This is a genomic window from Acidisoma silvae (genome assembly GCF_020618775.1).
Lineage (GTDB): Bacteria > Pseudomonadota > Alphaproteobacteria > Acetobacterales > Acetobacteraceae > Acidisoma > Acidisoma silvae.
This window is the reverse complement of the sequence record NZ_JAESVB010000007.1, coordinates 1-18,891: the sequence shown is the minus strand read 5'-3', so window position 1 is coordinate 18,891 and position 18,891 is coordinate 1. Positions and strand designations below refer to the sequence as shown.

General features: G+C 64.2%; 21 protein-coding genes and 2 tRNA genes. 12 read left to right on the top strand and 11 right to left on the bottom strand.

Going from position 1 to position 18,891, the window contains the following annotated elements:
• Positions 1-70 precede the first annotated feature (70 nt).
• Positions 71-718, bottom strand: coding sequence for a TetR family transcriptional regulator (locus ASILVAE211_RS15545; protein ID WP_227322260.1), 648 nt, complete (start codon positions 716-718; stop codon positions 71-73).
• Positions 719-811: 93 nt separating this feature from the next.
• On the opposite strand from ASILVAE211_RS15545, the gene ASILVAE211_RS15540 reads away from it, so the two are divergent.
• On the top strand, positions 812-1,477 hold the full coding sequence (locus ASILVAE211_RS15540; protein ID WP_227322259.1) for an O-methyltransferase: 666 nt from the start codon (positions 812-814) through the stop codon (positions 1,475-1,477).
• Between the two features lie 165 nt (positions 1,478-1,642).
• Here the strand turns inward: ASILVAE211_RS15540 and ASILVAE211_RS15535 are convergent, their stop codons facing one another.
• Positions 1,643-2,554: a prohibitin family protein gene (locus ASILVAE211_RS15535; RefSeq protein ID WP_227322258.1), complete on the bottom strand. Its 912-nt coding sequence runs from the start codon at positions 2,552-2,554 to the stop codon at positions 1,643-1,645.
• A gap of 186 nt (positions 2,555-2,740) precedes the next feature.
• Here ASILVAE211_RS15535 and ASILVAE211_RS15530 point away from each other — a divergent pair, with 186 nt between their 5' ends.
• Positions 2,741-3,469, top strand: coding sequence for a YoaK family protein (locus tag ASILVAE211_RS15530; RefSeq protein WP_227322257.1), 729 nt, complete (start codon positions 2,741-2,743; stop codon positions 3,467-3,469).
• A 36-nt stretch (positions 3,470-3,505) separates the two neighbouring features.
• Here ASILVAE211_RS15530 and ASILVAE211_RS15525 read toward each other — a convergent pair whose 3' ends face one another.
• Complete coding sequence (locus ASILVAE211_RS15525) at positions 3,506-4,921, bottom strand: hypothetical protein (RefSeq protein WP_227322256.1); 1,416 nt, start codon at positions 4,919-4,921, stop codon at positions 3,506-3,508.
• 613 nt (positions 4,922-5,534) lie between these two features.
• Here ASILVAE211_RS15525 and ASILVAE211_RS15520 point away from each other — a divergent pair.
• Positions 5,535-6,338: a metallophosphoesterase gene (locus tag ASILVAE211_RS15520; RefSeq protein ID WP_227322255.1), complete on the top strand. Its 804-nt coding sequence runs from the start codon at positions 5,535-5,537 to the stop codon at positions 6,336-6,338.
• A gap of 20 nt (positions 6,339-6,358) precedes the next feature.
• Positions 6,359-6,613 carry a hypothetical protein gene (locus tag ASILVAE211_RS15515; protein ID WP_227322254.1) on the top strand — a complete coding sequence of 85 codons (255 nt, stop codon included), beginning with the start codon at positions 6,359-6,361 and terminating at the stop codon, positions 6,611-6,613.
• A gap of 71 nt (positions 6,614-6,684) precedes the next feature.
• Here ASILVAE211_RS15515 and ASILVAE211_RS15510 read toward each other — a convergent pair.
• Positions 6,685-6,760: transfer RNA gene (locus ASILVAE211_RS15510), tRNA-Ala, on the bottom strand.
• An 80-nt stretch (positions 6,761-6,840) separates the two neighbouring features.
• On the opposite strand from ASILVAE211_RS15510, the gene ASILVAE211_RS15505 reads away from it, so the two are divergent.
• Together ASILVAE211_RS15505 and ASILVAE211_RS15500 are read left to right on the top strand one after the other, a co-directional pair.
• On the top strand, positions 6,841-7,302 hold the full coding sequence (locus tag ASILVAE211_RS15505; protein WP_227322253.1) for a hypothetical protein: 462 nt from the start codon (positions 6,841-6,843) through the stop codon (positions 7,300-7,302).
• A gap of 133 nt (positions 7,303-7,435) precedes the next feature.
• Positions 7,436-7,804, top strand: coding sequence for a VOC family protein (locus tag ASILVAE211_RS15500; protein ID WP_227322252.1), 369 nt, complete (start codon positions 7,436-7,438; stop codon positions 7,802-7,804).
• On the opposite strand, the gene ASILVAE211_RS15495 is transcribed toward ASILVAE211_RS15500, so the two are convergent.
• The 4 genes from ASILVAE211_RS15495 to ASILVAE211_RS15480 all read right to left on the bottom strand — a co-directional run bounded on the left by ASILVAE211_RS15495 (position 7,801) and on the right by ASILVAE211_RS15480 (position 9,819).
• A complete protein-coding gene (locus ASILVAE211_RS15495) occupies positions 7,801-8,502 on the bottom strand; it encodes a M24 family metallopeptidase (RefSeq protein WP_227322251.1) in 702 nt (233 codons plus the stop codon). The two genes, ASILVAE211_RS15500 and ASILVAE211_RS15495, sit on opposite strands and share 4 nt — an antisense overlap.
• Before the next feature lie 61 nt (positions 8,503-8,563).
• Positions 8,564-9,208, bottom strand: coding sequence for a phosphoribosyltransferase (locus ASILVAE211_RS15490; RefSeq protein ID WP_227322250.1), 645 nt, complete (start codon positions 9,206-9,208; stop codon positions 8,564-8,566).
• 211 nt (positions 9,209-9,419) lie between these two features.
• On the bottom strand, positions 9,420-9,623 hold the full coding sequence (locus tag ASILVAE211_RS15485; RefSeq protein WP_227322249.1) for a hypothetical protein: 204 nt from the start codon (positions 9,621-9,623) through the stop codon (positions 9,420-9,422).
• A 120-nt stretch (positions 9,624-9,743) separates the two neighbouring features.
• Positions 9,744-9,819 (bottom strand) — tRNA-Ala (locus ASILVAE211_RS15480).
• 120 nt (positions 9,820-9,939) lie between these two features.
• On the opposite strand from ASILVAE211_RS15480, the gene ASILVAE211_RS15475 reads away from it, so the two are divergent.
• Complete coding sequence (locus ASILVAE211_RS15475; protein WP_227322248.1) at positions 9,940-10,251, top strand: YggT family protein; 312 nt, start codon at positions 9,940-9,942, stop codon at positions 10,249-10,251.
• Positions 10,252-10,266: 15 nt separating this feature from the next.
• On the opposite strand, the gene ASILVAE211_RS15470 is transcribed toward ASILVAE211_RS15475, so the two are convergent.
• Entirely contained in the window at positions 10,267-11,073 is an 807-nt protein-coding gene (locus ASILVAE211_RS15470) for a TerB family tellurite resistance protein (RefSeq protein WP_227322247.1), read from the bottom strand.
• A 204-nt stretch (positions 11,074-11,277) separates the two neighbouring features.
• On the opposite strand from ASILVAE211_RS15470, the gene ASILVAE211_RS26345 reads away from it, so the two are divergent.
• A complete protein-coding gene (locus ASILVAE211_RS26345; protein WP_227322246.1) occupies positions 11,278-14,217 on the top strand; it encodes an AsmA family protein in 2,940 nt (979 codons plus the stop codon).
• Here ASILVAE211_RS26345 and ASILVAE211_RS15460 read toward each other — a convergent pair.
• Positions 14,214-14,429, bottom strand: a complete 216-nt coding sequence (locus tag ASILVAE211_RS15460; RefSeq protein ID WP_227322245.1) for a ribbon-helix-helix domain-containing protein — start codon at positions 14,427-14,429, stop codon at positions 14,214-14,216. The genes ASILVAE211_RS26345 and ASILVAE211_RS15460 overlap by 4 nt on opposite strands.
• Positions 14,430-14,785: 356 nt before the next feature.
• Between ASILVAE211_RS15460 and ASILVAE211_RS15455 the strand changes: the two genes are divergently transcribed.
• Complete coding sequence (locus tag ASILVAE211_RS15455; protein WP_227322244.1) at positions 14,786-15,010, top strand: hypothetical protein; 225 nt, start codon at positions 14,786-14,788, stop codon at positions 15,008-15,010.
• Between the two features lie 129 nt (positions 15,011-15,139).
• Here the strand turns inward: ASILVAE211_RS15455 and ruvX are convergent, their stop codons facing one another.
• Positions 15,140-15,601, bottom strand: a complete 462-nt coding sequence (ruvX, locus tag ASILVAE211_RS15450; protein WP_227322243.1) for a Holliday junction resolvase RuvX — start codon at positions 15,599-15,601, stop codon at positions 15,140-15,142.
• 52 nt (positions 15,602-15,653) lie between these two features.
• On the opposite strand from ruvX, the gene gatC reads away from it, so the two are divergent.
• From gatC to gatB, 3 genes are read left to right on the top strand one after another with little or no spacing between them, the layout of a single operon-like run.
• Positions 15,654-15,956, top strand: a complete 303-nt coding sequence (gatC, locus tag ASILVAE211_RS15445) for an Asp-tRNA(Asn)/Glu-tRNA(Gln) amidotransferase subunit GatC (RefSeq protein WP_227322242.1) — start codon at positions 15,654-15,656, stop codon at positions 15,954-15,956.
• Positions 15,957-15,960: 4 nt separating this feature from the next.
• Entirely contained in the window at positions 15,961-17,442 is a 1,482-nt protein-coding gene (gatA, locus tag ASILVAE211_RS15440; protein WP_227322241.1) for an Asp-tRNA(Asn)/Glu-tRNA(Gln) amidotransferase subunit GatA, read from the top strand.
• Positions 17,442-18,890 (top strand): Asp-tRNA(Asn)/Glu-tRNA(Gln) amidotransferase subunit GatB, encoded by a 1,449-nt coding sequence (gene gatB / locus ASILVAE211_RS15435; RefSeq protein WP_227322240.1) that lies wholly within the window; start codon positions 17,442-17,444, stop codon positions 18,888-18,890. The genes gatA and gatB overlap by 1 nt, the downstream gene beginning before the upstream one ends.
• The last annotated feature ends 1 nt before the right edge of the window (position 18,891 follow it).

Genomic DNA, 18,891 nt, shown 5'->3' with positions numbered 1-18,891 from the left:
GAGGTGGTCAGGGGCTTGGCCCGCGGCAAGCGCTTTCAGCAACAGTTGAGGATGGGCCGGGCATGGGCGGTCAAGCCCCGGCTGCGGCCGTCTGTTCCAGTTTTTCCAGATAGGCGCAGACCATATCGGCCATCGCGCCCGCATAGGCGTCGATCTCAGGCTGGCTGCGCGTCGTTTCGGAAAACTGCTTGCCGACGGCCCCCAGCGTCATATTCACAAGCTCGCCCGCAACCAGGCGCTCAGCTTCGGGCACGTGCGGCAAGACCTCAGCCATGAACTGCCGCATCCGGTCGCTGCCTGAAACCCGCACGGCTTGCGCCTCGGGCGCATCGCGATACAGCGGCGCTGCGTCGCTCAAGGCCACCCGCATAGCGGCTTCCTCGCATTCCGACTGGATGAAGGCATGAACGAGGTGGCGCAGACGCTGCAAGGGCGGGGTTGTCGTCTCGTCCAGAATGCCGCGCAGCAAATCGGTCGTCTGGCGCCATTCGTCGCTTTGCAAGCGAAACAGGATGGCGGCCTTGTTGGGGAAATACTGATACAGCGAGCCCACGCTGACGCCCGCCTTTTCCGCCACCCGCGCGGTGGTGAAGCGCGCCGCCCCCTCGGCCGCCAAAACCTGAGCCGCCGCTTCCAGAATGGCGGAAACCAGCACGGTGGAACGCGCCTGTTTCGGCTGTTTTCGTGAGGCAATCCGGGATTTTTGCGAAGCGGTCATGAGGGTGCCGGGGAATGCGAATAGAGAATGTGACGAATTAGTCGTATTTCTAGGGCCGCGCAAGAACGCGCTATGTGACGACCGGAGACCCTCATGACCACGCTGACCACTGCCCCTGTCGCGCCCCTGCTGGAGCGTCTGTTTGCCACCGACGCCGCGTCATGGTCGGGTGCCAGCCCCGATCTGGCCGCGATGTCAGAGGACGAGCAGAACCGCCTGATGCGGAGCAAGACCGAGTATCGGGATTTCTACGGCCGCATGAAGGATCTGCCGCTGGCCGTCAGCCGGGAGACAGGCGCGCTACTCTATATGCTGGCGCGCAGCGGCCGCGCCCGCACCATTGTCGAATTCGGCACGTCCTTCGGCATTTCCACCATCCATCTGGCCGCAGCCTTGCGCGACAATGGCGGCGGACAACTCATCACCAGCGAGTTCGAACCCGGCAAGGTGGCAAAGGCCCGCGCGCATCTGACGGAAGCGGGTCTCCTCGACCTTGTGGAATTCCGGGAAGGCGACGCCTTGCAGACCCTGGACCGCGATCTGCCGGACCAGATCGATCTTCTTCTCCTGGACGGTGCCAAGTCTCTCTACCCGGAGATTCTGGACCGCGTGGAAAGCCGGCTGCGGCCGGGCGCTTGCATCGTCGCCGATAACGCCGATTACAGCCCGGACTATCTGGCCCGCGTGCGGTTACCCGCGAATGGCTACATCTCGACGCCCTTCGGCGATGAGGTTGAGCTGTCCATGAGGGTTGGCTAGTGTCTGTCGGGTTCTGACTGAAGTCGCCCTGTTTCCGTCATCGCCGGGCTTGACCCGGCGATCCATGTTTAGGCGCCACAACGTATGGATCCTCGGCACAAGGCGCGGCCGGCAAGGCCGAGGATGACTAACTTTGGAGGCAATTCCATCTAACTCTGAAACGCTCTACCGCCCCGGTGTCGCACCGATGAAGGGCAGGGGCGTATTGCCGGTCAGGTAGGTCGGCATCACGCCGTTCCAGCGCGACAGCGCGCGCAGTTGCAAAATCTCGGGCGTGAGCGAGGCATTGACCAGGGTATTGGCCTTGGCCTCGGCTTGCGCCTGCAACACCGTTGCCTGCGCATTGCCGTTGGCGGTCGCGACCGTCGCGTCGGCCGCCGCTTTTGCCTGGACAACCTGCTGCTGCGCGCTGATCTGCGTCTGCTGCAGCGTATATTGCGCCTGCAAGGCCTGCTGCTGCGCGACCTGCTTTTGTTCGATCGCCTGCTCATAGGCCTCCGAGAAGGCGAAATTGGCGACGTTCACGGTCTCGACCGTCAGGTGATAGGGGGCGAGGGAGGCGACCACCAGATCCTTGATCTCGGCGTCGATCCTGTCGCGCGAGGTGACCAGTTCCTGGGCGTCGTAGCGCGCGGTGATGGCCTTCACGTCATTGCTGACCGAAGGCGTGATGATGCGCTGGCCCACCGTGTCGAAGGAGCGGAAATTCTGCCAGAAATAGGAGGCCTCGGCCGGGTCGATATGAAAGGTCACCGCGATGGCCGTCTGCACGGTCTGCAAATCATGCGTCGCGGCGGTTTCGTTACTGGTGACCGTTTGCGGCTGTGTCGAGACCGTCACCACGCTCTGGTAGAAGGGAATGGCGAAATGCAGGCCGGGCGGCAGCGCTTCCGGCTGCACCGAGCCGAAGGCGGTCTTCAGCCCAACGGTGCCGGATTGCACGGTATAGAAGGGGTTCAGCGCCAGCAGCGCCACCAGAACCACCGCAACCGCGATCCCCGCGATGATCAACCGGCGAAACGGCGCGGCGGGCGGAAGGGGCGGGAATGTCGACGGCACGGAGGTCGGAAGGCGCATAACGGTCCTCGGCTTGCTGGTCTGGGACCGCAGCTTACAGAGCCGATTTCGTTTCGGCGATATGCCAAGGCCAGCCGCTGCCTGACGGGCATCCCCTCACGCGGGGTAGGCATATGAAATTCATGGTGATTTTGGCCCGTCGCGGAACGGCGCTAAGGTCTTGCCGTGGCTGCGAGGGGCTGGGACATGCTGGTTCATCAGGGCGAACAGCGAAGCTACAAGGCCGATCAGGCGCTGGCCTGGTGGCTGGCCGGCGTGGCCGGCGCGCTGAATACGGCGGGCCTTTACGCGGTCGGTATGTTTTCGGCCAATATGACGGGCAATGTCTCGGCTTTCGCGGACCGCTTCGGTGTCGGCGACCTGCTGGCGGCCTTGCCCTATCTGGGCCTCGTGCTGACCTTTGTCGCCGGTGCCACGCTGTCCACGCTGCTGATCAATTTCGGCCGGCGGCGGGGTATTGTCCGCATCTTCGCGCTGAATATCGTGGTCGAAGCCGCGCTGCTGATCGGCCTCGGGTTCGTCGACGGCTGGATGCCTGCGCTGATTCGCGGCGTCGTGCTGGCTTTCGGCCTGGCCTTCGCGCTCGGGCTGCAAAATGCCGTGGTGACCCGCATTTCCAACGCGCGCGTCCGCACCACGCATGTCACCGGCATGGTGACCGATATCGGCATCGAAATCGCTAATCTGCTGGAATTTCGCGGCTCGGCCTCGGCGGAAGCCAGGGCCAATCGCGACAAGCTCAAACTGCACCTGCAAACGGTCGCGGCCTTCGTCTGTGGCGGCGTGATCGGCGTCATCGCTTATCGCCGTATCGGCGCCGCCCTGCTTTTCACGGCGGCGGCCATCCTTCTTGTCCTGGCGGTGCGCGGCCTCATTCAGGCCGCGTCGCTCGGGCAAGACAAGGTTTCCGTCTAACGCTGCCCGGCCAGCCGCGCCATTGGGCTGGCGGTTTTAATTTTTAACCAGCGTCATCGGGGTATTCATCGGCCGAACCGGGAAGGACATTGTCGTGCCGGGCTTTGCCTTGGCAAAGACCTTGGCGTCGTGATGAAAGTCGCGATAGGTCTGCTTCGGCAAGGGATTGAGATACCAATCCGCCGGTATGGCGACGAAGACGGTGCAGGCCAGCAAGGCAAAGCCGATCCATCGCGCGGGCCTGATGCCGCTGGCGGCACAGGCGACCAGCACCACAAGCCAGGCACAGATCGGATGAAACGCGTAGCGATAGGCGATCGTGATTTCCAAGGCGTGCCACATGGTCATGCCTGGCAAGGGCAGGCTGTCCAGCAGGCTGGCGGCAAACTCGGACCAGGCAAAAATCAGGAAGCCTTTCAGGATCAGCGGGCCGCGCAGGAAGGCCAGCACGGTCAGCGCAATCACCAGAAGGGTCAGGATCGTGGCGACGACAACCGGCCAGGGATGGCCGCTGGACAGCCAGCCCTGGCCGTAATCCCAGAAATTGGTGACGATGGTCTGCGCGCCGATGGTCGCGACACCGATGATTTTCACCATCATGATCGTATCGAAGGTCGGGATAGTCGCACCCATAGGGACGCCGCTGCCACGGCTGGCCTGATGGGCCAGGACGACACCGATCTGGATCAGCGCCGTTACGATAACAAGGGACGCACGCCAGACATTCCATGGCGTCCGCCTATAGAACCACCAGAGAAGGGCAGGCAGGGCCAGGAACACTGAAAAGGGTCCGCTCAGGCCGCTGATGACCAGAACCAGCGTGTCGAAAATCTTTTCAACGGTGTTGCGCGGTGCGGCCGCCGTCAGGATCAGAAAGGCCAGCAGAGGCAGATGCCACTGGGAATCGGTTGTATTGACATAGACCTCCTGCATCCCCGGAATGGCGATCAGCAGGGCGGCCAGTACCAGGCGGATGCCCTTGGACGGAATGGCCTCCGCCATGCGATGCGACAGCAGGAAGGCGGCCGGCGCCGCCTGAATCAGCAGGGCGACCCAGGCAAACACGTTCGGCGCGTTGATCAGCGAAAACCATTGGCTGACAAGGGCCGTCAGCATGGATTCGGTCTGTAGATAGCCCGAATGCGGCACCAGCAGGCATGTCCAGCCCTGGTTATAGCAGGTCGGATACCAGACCCAGCCGTCCTCGCCCCAGAAGGTGGCATGGGACAGGATGGTCGTGCAGCGCAGCCAGACGCAGACCATGGCGATGGCGGTGACGATCATCGCGCGCCAATAGAAACGGTCTGGCATGGCGTTCAGCCTGGACAGCACGCGGCCGACGGGATTGCTGCGATCGACGGCCAGGCTGATATCGATGCCGAGGCCATTGAATGACCACATCCAGCTGCCACGCGTCTTGGATCGGTCGCCCTGTAAATCCGTGTTCAACATCTGCCGCCGGGTTCTCGTGCTGTCTTGGTGTTGACGATGCTGAACCGCAAGCGATTCAAGGGCCGAATGCTATTGACGCTGCGGCAAAATGCCGCAAGCCGCTTGCGATGATTTTTGATCAAGCAATTCAAGGAATTTGTCAATCTTGAGCAAAATCAACATGTAAGAGCGGAAGACGCCTGAAGCCGGATAGTGCCCATGGCAGAGACCATCACCTGTCACCGTAACAGTCTAAATCCGAAACGGAAATGGGCGGCAGGGTTGGCGCAAATGCGCTCGGCACTTTCGTTTGCAACGAAAGGCCGGAACGGCGCTCTCACGGATGGATGACCGGCACGCGACCGCATAGATATTGAACGCGGCAGGCAGACAAAACTATAAGGCGATGATTATCGCCAATATCCTCATGAAACGTCGTGAATACTTTCTGTTATTCATGGTGCGACATGTCAGTATTTGGCAGCGCCGCGCCGGGGCATGAACAGAATAAGACATGCGCCTGCGTCCCGCCAAAGGCGCGGCTCGGCCGCGTGACGGGCCGGCCCTGATCTGCCATCTAGCGTGAAACGAATGGGTGCTGCGGACATTGCCAAGCTTTGATGAGAGACGTGTCGTGACCTATGCCGTGGCGGATATCCACGGCCGGCTGGACCTGCTGCTGCGCTTGCTGGATCTGATCACGGCGGATGCCGTCGCCCGCCAGGCGCGCGCCCGCATCATCTTCACGGGCGATTATGTGGACCGGGGTTTCGATTCCTGCGGTGTGCTCGAGCGGCTGATCGCCGGGCCGGACCGTGCGGAGGATGAATTCCTCTGCCTCCTCGGCAATCATGACCAACTCTTCGTGCGCAGCGTGACCACGGGCCAGGATGTGCCCGACTGGGCCTGGTTCCTGTTCACCTATACGCTGGAAAGCTATGGCCGCGTGGGGGGCAGACAGGCCGTGCGCGAGACGATTGCCCGCCATGTCGACTTCATCTCAGGCCTGCCGCTGACCCATGACGACGGCACCTATTTTTTCGTCCATGCCGGCATTCGGCCCGGCGTGCCGCTGGCCGATCAGGCGGAGGAAGACCTGCTCTGGATCCGGGAAGAATTTCTGGACTTTGCCGGTCCTTTGCCCCGGCGGATCGTTCACGGCCATACCATCATCGGTGACCGGCCCATTTTCGCGTCCAATCGCATCTCCAACGATACCGGCGCCTATCGTTCCGGCTTTCTCACCGCCATCGTGCTGGACGCGGGCGAGGAGAGCGTCCTGCAGGCGGCCGGCGAGCCGGACGCGGGTGCGATCGAGCGTGAGCGCATTCTGCATGAGACGATGCTGAGCGGTATTCCGTCCGCCGATCTGGACCGCAGGCCCTGGCGTGCCAGGACAGGGGTTGGCGGCAATGCGGAGCCTGCCCATCTGCCGTAGCAATTGGGGGAGTGAGCGGAATGGCCTGGAAGCGGACGGCTATTTTATTAAGCCTGGCGTCGCTGGCGGGCTGTGCCAGCGCCGAGCAGGCGGCCCTGCCCGGGGGCGGGCCGGGCTATAAGGTCAGTTGCAGCGGCATTCAGCATCAATTGTCGGATTGCTATGCCAAGGCCGCCAAGGTCTGCCCGGCCGGCTATGACGTCGTTTCCAAAGACCTGAGTGCCACCGTGCTGAACCCGTTTCAGCGCTCGATGCTGATCAGTTGCCGGGCCTGATGATGCTGTGCGATTGTATCGGATTGGGAAATTCCATCCACGATAACCCTAGCCTAGTCAAAGGGTTACCGTGGTGGAGCCAAGGGGAGTCGAACCCCTGACCTCTTGAATGCCATTCAAGCGCTCTACCAACTGAGCTATGGCCCCGCCGTGCGGTGAGCGGCATATAGACGGGCCTTGTGACGCCGATCAAGCCCCTCTTTCCGAAACCTGTCATATTCAGATGCATGGCTGACACCTTATCCTCCCCCGTTTCGCGACAGGCCCTGACGGAATCGGAAGCTTGTTCGAATGGCTTCGCCTATCGGCTGTGGCTGAGGGCGCGGGGGCTCACGAATCCATCTTGCGAGGCGAATGAGCGCGATTCGGCGCTGAGCCTGATCCAGGATTTCGCCGGCCGTCCCGACATCGCGCCGGCGCTTTTGGCCGGTCTGCTGCTGGCGGCCGATCTCAGGCCCGATGACCGGATTTGGGTGGCGGGCGTGCCGCCGGCCTGGTTGCCGCCGGCCCTGTCCCTGACGGCAGGCCTGGCGGAAAGCCTGGCCAAGGCCAGCGTGCTGGTGACGGGGGCGATGCCGGACAGCCTTCTACCCGGCATCCGTCGCGTCATCCTGACCGGGGATGACGCGGGGCAGGGGAACGAAACCCCGTTCCGCGTCACCGTCAGCCTCGTGCGGTGTTGGGTTTAGAGCGTTTCCATCAGGATCGGCACCGCCCTTCCATCTGTCGTGCTCGGCCCCTGAGCCGGGCATGACGGTTGGAACGCGCTTCAATCCAAACCTGAAACGCTCTAGCCTTCGTTCGAGACAGATGGAGGCGGCGATGCTGGACCATGTGACCATCGGCGTGACCGATTTCGCCAAGGCGCGGGTGTTCTATGACGCGGCGCTCGCGCCGCTCGGCATCGCCTCTATGGCCAGCGACGGCGCGACCTTCGCCGGCTACGGCGATGGCGAGAAGGCGTTTTTTTGGATCGGCCTGAAGGATAAGCCGCAGAGCGGCGTGCATGTCGCCTTCACGGCCTTGGACCGTGCGGCCGTGGATCGGTTTTATGCTGCTGCCATTGCGATCGGCGGGCGCGACAATGGTGCGCCGGGCCTGCGGCCGCACTACCATGCCGATTACTACGGCGCCTTCGTGCTGGACCCGGACGGCCATAATATCGAGGCCGTCTGCCACGCACCGGCTTAGCCGACGGTTAGCAATTCCTCATAGAAAGCGCCGATCTGGCGGGCGCGGTCGACCAGATGGATTTCCAAAATCCAGTGCAATCGCCGGCCGGATTCGTCACGGTCGCTCAGCCGCGTCGTGCTGCCGGGCATGATATAGGAACCGATGCGGTCGCCGGGGATCAGTTCATGCGAAAAATCCCCCACCAGATGGCCGGCGATGGTGCCGCCGAAGGTCCAGCCGGCGGCCTCGGCCGCTTCCGTGGCAATGGCGTAGAGCGCTTCACCGGTCATGTCGGGTGACGCCTCATAGACCGCCTTCACGGTGGCGAAGGTGGGCGCCAGCGCGTCGCGCAGCTTGTGCTTGATCGGGTCATTGCCCAGCACGAAGGTGCGGCCGAAATCGGCCTCCCAGGCTTCGAAGACCGGCCCCAGATCGACGAAGAGGATGTCGTCGGCCGCGATCACCCGGTCAGGCGGATTTTCGACATAGGGCATCAGCGTATGCGGGCCGCTGCGCACCACGCGCTTATGCCAATGCGTCTCCACCCCGAAACGGGCGGCAGCGAGTTGATAGATTTCCTCGCTCAGCGCGCTTTCGCTGATGCCGGGGCGCACCAGATCCCGCTCGATGACATCGAAGAGGCTCGCGGCCTTGTCCTGTGCGGCCAGAAGGGCGGCGGCGCGGCCAGCGTCGTCGGGGTGAGGCGTCTCGGTCATGCGGCACGGCTCCGGTCACAAGCGGCCAGCAAACCGCAGCGGCGGGCGCCTGTCGATAGGCTTAACCCTCGGGCCACCAGCCGTCGGCGCGCCGCGTGAAACGTGGGGTCGCGAAGACATGGGCGATGGGGAAGGGATCCTTCGCCGGGTCATGGGCGCCCTGGCGCATGGCGACAACGGCGCCGACGACGCTGACATCGCATAGCGCCAGAAGCTCGGCTGCGGCCTTCAGGGACCGGCCGGTGCTGGCCACGTCATCCACCACCAGCACGCGCCGTCCCGTCAGGCGTGACAGGATCAGCGGGTCGACGAACAGATGCTTTTCCGCGTCCGGCGAGGTGATGGAGCGGATCGGCACCGAGAGGTCATCCCTGTACCAGAATTTGCGGGAATAGCCGAGCGGCACGTAATTCGGTTGGCCCAGCGCGCGGGCGATGCCGGGCGCGAAGGTCAGGCCCAGCGTCGGCAGGCCGACTACGACATCGGGCTGGAAGCGCTGGGCGAGGGCGGCCATCGATTCCGTCAGCCGATCGATGACCGTGAAACTGGCCTGATTGGCGAGAAGCGAGGCGACGGCGCTTTCCGGTTGCGGCAGCGGGCGGATCGGCAGGTCCAGCATCCGGCCGCCCACCGCCACGCTGTAGCGGTCGCGATAGGGCGGCCCATCTGCGGGCCGCGCCGTGAAATCCTGCCAGAAACCGTCCATCACCAATCCTTGGCCTGCTCTATGCCGTCCAGACAAGAGGGCGTGTCAGAAGGGGGGCGAGGCAAGCCATATTGTGTCATCCCCGGGCCTGACCCGGGGATCCATACGCTGTGGCGCCTAAAGGCCTGGATGCCCGGCACCGGGGCCGGGCATGACGGCTTTAATTGTGATTCCAGAGAAGTCGGCAAGCGTTAGGCACCGGGCAGAGGCGTCATCGCACAGCGAATCGTTTGACGCTGTGGCTGACGCTCACCGGCTCGGGCAGATAGCGCAGCAGTAGCGCCTGCCATTCCAGCGGCGGGGTCGTTCGCCTGCGCGCCGTGCCAGCGGGTGCGACATAGGCTTCCGCCATCAGGGCCGTGCGGCCGGTCGGCGTCGCCTCTTCGGTCTCTGTGATGATGATGCGCTTGTCCATGCGCCAGATTGACCCGGACAAGGTGACGGCGCTGTGGCGCAACTGTGTCGAAATGTTGAGACGGTGCCTCAACGCGCAGACGTTAGTTACTGATACAATTGGAAATATGGAAAACAAGAATGGTGGAGCTGAGGGGAATCGAACCCCTGACCTCGTCATTGCGAACGACGCGCTCTACCAACTGAGCTACAGCCCCATTCCCGTGGCCGGGTTAATGCTTGGGTTGCCGTTCTGTGTCAAGCACGCCGCCGCGCTCCTCGGTTGCATGGCTGATTGGCGGCCGTTAGGGTCCGCGCTCCTGCAAGGAAAGGCTTTCATGGACCCCGTTCTGAATACTGTTGTGTGGCTCGTGCAGAAGGTGATCAGCCTCTATATTTGGGCGATCATTCTCGCGGCGCTGTTCAGCATGTTGGCCTCCTTCGGGGTCATCGATACCCGCAACCGGATGGTCTGGACGGTGATGGATTTCCTCGAACGCGTCACGAGGCCGATCCTGAATCCGATCCGCCGCGTCATCCCCTATCTGGGTAATATCGATATCAGCCCGCTGATCGCGATTCTGCTGCTCGAGGGTCTCCAGCGTCTGATCACGATGGTCTATCTGCGGGCGATGATGGGCGGCTACTGAGCCGCCGCAGCCTTATTACAGGCCGCGTTCGCGCTTGATGCGGTCCCAGGCCGCATTGACGCGGGCGGCGCGCTCGGTGGCGCGGGCGACGAATTCCGGCGGCACGCCGCGCGAGGCAAGGCTGTCCGGGTGGTTCTCCCGCATCAGCTTCTTGCGGGCCTCGCGCAATTCCTCGTTGGTGGCGGCGCGGGTCAGCCCAAGCTCGGCATAAGCATCGCCCTCGTCAGACCCACGGGCGGCGCGGCTTTGATTGTTCATCGCCTGATCCCAGGCGAATCGGTCCAGCCGCAGCAACTGGTGAACTTCCTTTAGGAAGCGCGTTTCGGCCGCATTCACGGGACCGTCGGCCCGGGCGATGACGAAAAGCGAGCGCAGCACTTCGTCGAGCACGACGCGATTGTCGTCGAAGGCCAGCGCCAGTTCCTCGGCGAAAGGCTCGAACCCCTGCGGAGAGGACCGCGCTTCGTCGAACAGGCGTCCGACCAGCGGCACATTCTGCGGCGGTATATGGAAAGCGCGCTTGAAGGCGTCGATCTCGGCGCGGTTCACCGGCCCGTCGCATTTGGCGAGCTTGGCCGAGAGGCTGACAGCGGCGATGGCGAAAAGCTGGTCGCGCTGCCCCAGCATGGCGGCCAGGCGGGCGGAGTTGAGCGGCGCGGAGGAGGCGCCGAATCGGCCGCCGTTAAAACCTCTCAGGGTCTTCTGGATCTGTGGAATAGCACCCGCATCGGCCGCATGACCGAGCGCCGCGCCCATAATGGCGCCAGCCGGACCGCCGACGGCGAAGCCCGCGACGCCGCCGATGATCTTTCCCCACAACATGGCGGAGGTCTAACACGCCATGCGCGGCAGGGCGATATCAACAAGCGGCCATAAGTGGATGAATAACCCGCTATTCGTGGATGCCTGTCGCCAGTATGACGAGACCTTCCGCAGCGGCGCTGATGCCGGGCCAGGATTATGTGGAGCGGCTTCGGTCCTGAGAGATATGACGTATCAAGTGACGACGCATGAGGCAGGCCGGACGTGAGAGCGCCTGCGCCCCTAACCCCGCGTGACCCGCGCCGGCCGCACTCGCGCCCCGCGCCCCGCTCGCGGCGCGGTCGCGTCTTCGGCGCGGTGGTGGTCCTGCTGGCGCTGATGCTGGCCGTGCTGTGGTTCGGTCCGCGCCTTGCGGATTGGAGCGCGCATCGCGCCGCCGTTCAGGCGGTCGCCAGCGAAATCCTCGGCCGCGAGGTGCAGATCAACGGCGAAATCCATCTTATCCTGCTGCCGCAGCCCTCGATCACCGCCGAAAAGGTGAAGGTGAATGACGGCGGCGACGGTGTGCGCATGACGACCGGGGCGCTGACGCTCAACCTGTCGCTCGGTGCCCTGGTCACGGGCCGCATCGCCGTCACCCATGTCGAGCTAAACCGGCCGGATATCCGGCTGCCCTGGCCGCTGCCGGGCGGGCCGGACGCGATAGAGCCGCCGCCCTGGCTGGCCGCGCTCTCGGCCGACGTCACCCACGGCACTTTCACCTTCGGCGCTCTGCGCGTCACGGATGCCGATTTTTCGATCGTCACCGGCGGGGCCGATGACGCTTTGGCGGTGGACGGCACGGCCAAGGCCGGCGGCCGGCCCTGGCAGGTCGATCTGCATCTGTCCTGGCCGTCGTCGGACGGCAATGCCGGCGTCCATCTGGCGCTCGCCACCACCGCCGCGCCCAATACCAAGCTCGACCTCAAGGGCATGCTGAACGGCGACGGCCAGATTTCCGGCCAGTTCACGGCCCAGGGCGACGATCTTTCGGCTTTCATCGCCGCACCGCCGCTGGGTTTCGACGCGCAGGGGCAGGTGCTGGCCGATGGGCGCGCCATCCATATGACGGATGTCGCGGCGACGCTTGGCAGCATGACGACGACGGGCGACGTGCTGCTGCGCCTGAACGGCCCGCAGGCTGAGGCGACCTCCACGCCCCGGCTCTCCGTCAACCTGCATACGCCACGCCTTGATCTCGGCCCTTGGCTGAAGGCCTTTCCGGCCGCCAGCAGCCGTGGCCTGCCGCTTGATCTGTCGCTCGACGCCGATGCCGCCATCTATGGCGAAGGGCTGCTGCGCCATTTCGGCGTCAAGCTGTCGACCTCATCGACGCGCCTGAAGCTCGACGCCCTGACGGTGGTACTGCCGGGCGAGGCCGGATTGTCGCTGACCGGCTATTATGATCCGCAGGCCGCCGGCTTCAGTGGGCGCATGCAGCTTTCGGCGCCCGCGCCGCTGGTGACGTTGCACTGGCTGGCCCAGGCCGGACTGGTGCCGGACCTGTCGAACGCGCTGTCCGGCCTGACGTCGCTGGCGATCGACTCGCATCTCGACGCCGTGCCCGGACAGGTCGCGCTCACCCAGATCGACGGGCTGATGAACGATACCACCATGACCGGCGGCATGGTGCTGACCACAGGCAAGCCCGCCCATATCTCGGCCGGCCTTGCCTTCGCGCGCATCGACCTTGGGCAGTGGCTTCCGGGCGCCTGGCTGATCAATCCGCCCCGGCCGGACGCATTGGCCGGCCAGTTGAGTGGCATCAATGCCGATTTGCAACTGTCGGCGGATGAGGTCTGGCTCGGTGGCGACCGGCTGGACCATGCCTTGCTGGACGCGGCGGTGGATAATGGCGCGCTCAACCTGCGGCAATTGGCGGCCCAGGACGGTGGCATGCAGATCCTCGCCTCGGGGGCCATGGACGCCAAAGGCAAGCTGAGCAGCGGGCGGCTGGTGCTGACGGCGCCGCATGCGACGCCCATCGTTGACCTCATGCCACCGTCGCTGCGCGATCTGGATACCGATATCTGGTCCCAGCCGCTGACCGCGACCGTCACGGCCTCCGGCCCGACGGCGGCTCTGGCGCTGAATCTTCAAGGCAATCTCGGTGATCTCAGCTTCTCGGCCCAGCCGGTGCTGGATCTGATGCATGGTCGCTGGAAGGGCGCGCTGACCCTTCAGCATCCAAGCGCCCGGCGGCTGATGGCGGCGCTGGGTTTCGCGGGCGGGGGAAATTGGCTGGGCGAGGGGTCTTTGTCGGTGGTCGCCGATGCTGCGTCCGACGGCAGCAATTGGAGCGTCAGTCCGCTGACCTTCAGCCTGGGGCTTATCCATGGCAGCGGCCATCTGGCGCATCAGGTCAAGGCGCCGCCGGACGAACGGCGGATAACGGGGGCGCTGAGTTTCGCGTCACTGCCGGTGCCGCATCCAGACCGGCAGGATCCTTTGCCGCTGGAATTGCTGACCGGCTGGAATGCCACGCTGGACGTTTCGGCCGGCGCGATTACCGACGATCTGACGCCGGTCGCCAAACAGATACGCGCGAATCTCGACATGTCCGACGGCGTGCTGCGCCTGGCTCTGGAACGCGCCGCCTTCCTGGGCGGCAATGTCTTCGGCACCGTGAAGCTGGTGACGGCCGATCCGCCGCAGGCCGAAGCTGACCTCGGTTTACAGGATGCTCAGGCCGGTCAGTCCGGGGCCTTGCCCGCCTGGTTGCCGACGGGGCTGAAGGTCAAGGGCCTGGACGGTCAGATGACGCTGTCTGCCCACGGCTATAGCCTCGATTCCTGGCTTGCCAGCCTGTCCGGCAAGTTCGGCTTTACGGCAGGACCGGGCAGCCTGCCGGGCGTCACCCTGGCGGTGCTTGCCGCCAAGACGGCGCCCGCCGGCGACAAGCTGGGCGAAGCGCTGTTCCAGGGGACGACGGCTTTCGATCAGATGACCGGCGCGGCGACCCTGACGCAGGGGGAACTGAATCTCGATGCCTTCGGCATTACAGGCGCTGCCGGAGCCTTGGACGCCAAGGGGCAGGTCGATCTCGTGCGTGGGGTCTGCAATCTGGACCTTGCGCTGAAACCCACCGGCGCGCCGGCGGCGGCGGCGGTTCTGCGCGGTCCGCTGCAAAACCCGGCCGCCTGGATGGTCGCGAGCCCCGGCTAGTGGTCGCCTGCCGCTGCTTCCTTCAGCGCACGGACGCGCAAGGCCGAGGCGAGGGGGCGCTCGTCGGCTCGCTGTGCGTCAACGGAAATGACGAAGGCCGTCAGCGTCTCGCCGCGCCGCTGTGCCGCCTGTTCCAGCACGGTCCAGAATTCCGCTTCCAGCGCGACCGAGGTGCGATGGCCGGCAATGCTGAAACTCTTTTTTAGCAACATATCGTAATGACGTCCGAAGAGTGACAGTGCTATGAACAGCGGTGCTGACGCCTGTCGCTTATATTTTGAAGGGCGTATTGACCACAGCGAGAAACGCGCAATCTGGGAAGAGCCGTCGGGCAGGGCCACAAGGCGCTGCCGCTCAAGGAACAGGCCAAAGAGCCAAAGAGTAACCGTCAATTAATAATTAGATACGTTCCGCACATTCTTCACAAGTGACATCAAAAAAGACCAATAGATCATTGGTCACAAATAGTTTTCTTTTAGAATTTGCGAGCCGCTATTACATCCTCGTCAAGCGGAACAGGCCCATTCAGGGCTGTATCCGCGGAATCGGATTTCGCCAGGAGACTTCGGTGAAACAGTCTTACGTGATTGAGATCGACGGCGTTTTTGTCGGTGCCGCAGCCTTTTATGGCGACAGCTACCGCTTTGTCGGGGTCGATGCCCGGCTGAAGGCATTGGACGGGCAGCGCTTCGCTGATCTGTCCCAGGTGCGGGAGGCCGCGGGCCGCACCTATCGTCTGGCGCCGCTCGCCAGCCGCATGAAAACCAGCACCATCGCCACTCTCGCCGCCTGACGCGTCCTGCGGGACGCGCCACCTGATATGGCTGCCCAGAGCGTTTCAGGTTTTAGTTGAAACGACGTCATACCCGCTTTCGCGGGTATGACAGGGTTGAGACTTGCCTCATTACAAACCCGGCAAACCTCAGCTCCGGGAATCGAGCGCCGCTTGCAGGATGCGGGCGGCGGCCATGCGGTCGATAACCTGAGCGCGGCGCTTGCGGCTCATATCCAGCTCATGGATCAGCACGTCATGCGTCTCGGCGGTGGTCAGGGTCTCGTCCCACAGCGCCGCCGGCAGGCCGAGCGCGTCGGAGATAGACCACGCCCAGTCCCGCGCCGCCTGGGCCGCCCGGCCCATGCGTCCGTCCTCGCCCAGGGGCAGGCCGATGACGAGCCCGCCGACCTCCTCACGGATGATGATGCGGCCGAGCTGTTCCACGATGCCCGACAGCTTGCCCCGCGTGATGCTGCCGAAGGGACTGGCGACTTTCAGCCGCACATCCGACAGGGCGACCCCGATCGTCTTCGACCCCGGGTCTAGCCCGATGAGCCGTTCGTCCTGCGCGAGCCCCGCGCATAGGTCCTCGAAGTTGATGACTGTCATGCCGGCCTTTATGGTCCGCGCCGATTCAAACCCCAAGGACCGTTTTTGCTCCATGGCCTCTTCATCCGCCCCCCTCGACCCTGCCGTCGTCCGCCGCATCGCCCGGCTGGCGCGTATCCGTCTGGCCGATGAGGATGTCGCGCAACTGCAAGTCGAGCTCGGCTCCATCATCGGCTGGATCGAACAGCTGAACGAGGTCGATGTCTCGGGCGTCGATCCGCTCGCCAATATCGGTGCGGCGGCGATGACGCTCCGCGACGATGTGGTGACGGACGGCGATCAGGTCGATGCCGTGCTGGCCAATGCCCCCGCCCGTTCCGGGCCTTTCTTCACCGTGCCGAAGGTCGTGGAATAAGACGATGACCCTGGAATTCACCCTCGCCAGCGCGCGTGACGCGCTGCTGAACCGCCGCATTTCTTCCCGCGAACTGACGCAGGCGCATCTGGACGCCATCACGGCGCTGGACCCGAAACTGCACGCCTTCATCACCGTGACGGCCGAGCAGGCCTTGGCCCAGGCCGACGCCGCCGATGCCGCGCTGGCAAAGGGCGAGGCCGGCCCGCTGACCGGTCTGCCGGTGGCCATCAAGGACGTCTTCTGCACCAAGGGCGTGAAGACGACCGCCGCCAGCAAGATTCTGGAACCCTTCGTGCCGCCGTATGAGAGCACGGTGACGAGTAATATGCTGCACGACGGCGCGGTGTTTCTGGGCAAGGTGAACCTGGACGAGTTCGCCATGGGCTCGGCCACCACCAATTCGGCCTTCGGCGCCACCATCAATCCCTGGCAGCGCCAGGGCAGCGACGTGGCCCTGGTGCCGGGCGGCTCCTCCGGCGGGTCCGCCGCCGCCGTTGCTGCCGGCATGGCCCTGGCCGCGACCGGCACGGATACCGGTGGGTCCATCCGCCAGCCGGCCTCCTATTGCGGCATCGTCGGCATCAAGCCGACCTACGGCCGCTGCTCGCGCTACGGCGTGGTGGCCTTCGCCTCATCGCTCGACCAGCCCGGGCCCTTCGCCCGGACGGTGGAGGATACCGCCATCCTGCTCGGCTCCATGGCCGGGCATGACCCCAAGGACAGCACCTCCGTTCCCCGCGCCGTGCCGGATTTCGCGGCGGCGGCGAAGCGCGGCGTGAAGGGGCTGAAGATCGGCGTGCCGCGCGAATATCGCGCTGAAGGGATGCCGGCTGAGATCGAGGCGCTGTGGGCGCAGGGGCTGGACTGGCTGCGCCAGCAGGGGGCGGAGATTGTCGACGTCTCCCTGCCGCATACCAAATACGGTCTCGCCACCTATTATATCGTCGCCCCGGCCGAGGCCTCGTCCAACCTCGCGCGCTATGACGGCGTGCGCTACGGGTTGCGCGTGCCGGCGAATGATCTGAAAGATCTGTATGAGGGCACCCGCGCCGCCGGTTTCGGCCGGGAAGTGCGCCGCCGCATCCTGATGGGCACCTACGTCCTCTCGGCCGGCTATTACGACGCCTATTACCTGAAGGCGCAGAAGGTCCGCGCGCTGATCCTTAAGGATTTCACGGACGTCTTCTCCAAGGTTGACGCCTTGCTGACGCCGACGGCCCCCTCGGCCGCCTTCGCGATCGGGGAGAACGCGGATGACCCGGTGCAGATGTATCTGAACGATATCTTCACCGTGCCGGCCAGCATGGCCGGCGTGCCGGGCATGTCCGTCCCCGCCGGGCTGGACGCGCAGGGCCTGCCGCTGGGCTTGCAGGTGCTGGGCCGGCATTTCGACGAGGAGACAGTTTTCGCGGTCGGGGCGGCGCTGGAAAAGGCGGCCGGCTTCAAGGGCCTGCCGCAGATCCGCATGGGGGAGGGCGCGTAATGTCCTATATCATCGAAGGCCGCACCGGCCCCTGGGAACTGGTCATCGGGCTTGAAGTCCATGCCCAGGTCGTCTCCAACGCTAAGCTGTTCAGCGGGGCGTCGGCCATGTATGGCGGCGAGCCCAATGCCCAGGTGAGCTTCATCGACGCGGGCTTCCCCGGGATGTTGCCCGTCATCAACGGCGAATGCGTGGCCCAGGCCGTGCGCACGGGTCTTGGCCTCAAAGCCGAGATCAATCTCGTCAGCCGTTTCGACCGCAAAAACTATTTCTACGCCGATCTGCCGCAGGGCTATCAGATCAGCCAGTTCGCCCATCCTATCGTGGGCAAGGGCATCGTCGATATCGAGCTGGAAAGCGGCGAGCTGCGCCATATCGGCGTCACCCGCCTGCATCTGGAGCAGGATGCCGGCAAGTCGATGCATGACCAGCATCCGGCGGAATCCTTCATCGATCTCAATCGTGCCGGCGTGGCGCTGATGGAAATCGTGTCGGAACCCGATATGCGCTCGCCCGAGGAAGCCGGTGCCTATTTGCGGAAACTGCGCACCATCCTGCGCTATCTCGGCACTTGCGACGGCAATATGGAGGAAGGCTCCATGCGCGCCGACGTGAACGTCTCTGTCCGTAAGGCGGGCGAGGAGTTCCGCACGCGTTGCGAAATCAAGAACGTCAATTCCGTCCGCTTCGTCATGCAGGCGATTGAGGTGGAGGCGCGCCGTCAGGTGGAAATCTGGGAAGCCGGACAGACGGTTGACCAGGAGACGCGGCTGTACGACCCGAGCCGGGGCGAAACGCGGTCCATGCGCAGCAAGGAAGACGCGCATGACTATCGCTACTTCCCCGACCCCGACCTGCTGCCGCTGGTGATCGAGCAGGATTGGGTGGACGGTCTGGCCGCTGCCCTGCCGGAACTGCCGGACGCCAAGAAGGCCCGCTTCATCAGTGACTACGGCATCCCGGCCTATGATGCCGGCGTGCTGGTGATGGAACAGGCGACCGCCGATTTCTATGAGACGCTGGCAAAGGGCCGTGACGGCAAGAGCGCGTCCAACTGGATGCTGGGCGATTTCTTCGCCGGGCTGAACCGCATGGGGAAGGGGATTGAGACCAGCCCCATTTCCGCCGCCACGCTGGGCGGTCTGCTGGACCTGATCGCGGATGCCACCATCAACGGCAAGATCGCCAAGGAAGTCCTGGAAGCGATGATGGAGACGGGCGAGAGCGCCGCCGCCATCGTCGAGGCCAAGGGGTTGAAGCAGGTGACGGACACCGGCGCCATCGACGCGGCGGTGGATGCGGTGCTGGCGGCGAACCCGGACAAGCTGGCCGAATACAAGTCCGGCAAGGACAAGCTGTTCGGGTTCTTTGTGGGCCAGGTGATGAAGGCCATGGCCGGCAAGGGCAATCCGGCGCTGGTGAATGAGGCGATCAAGCGCAAGCTGTAAT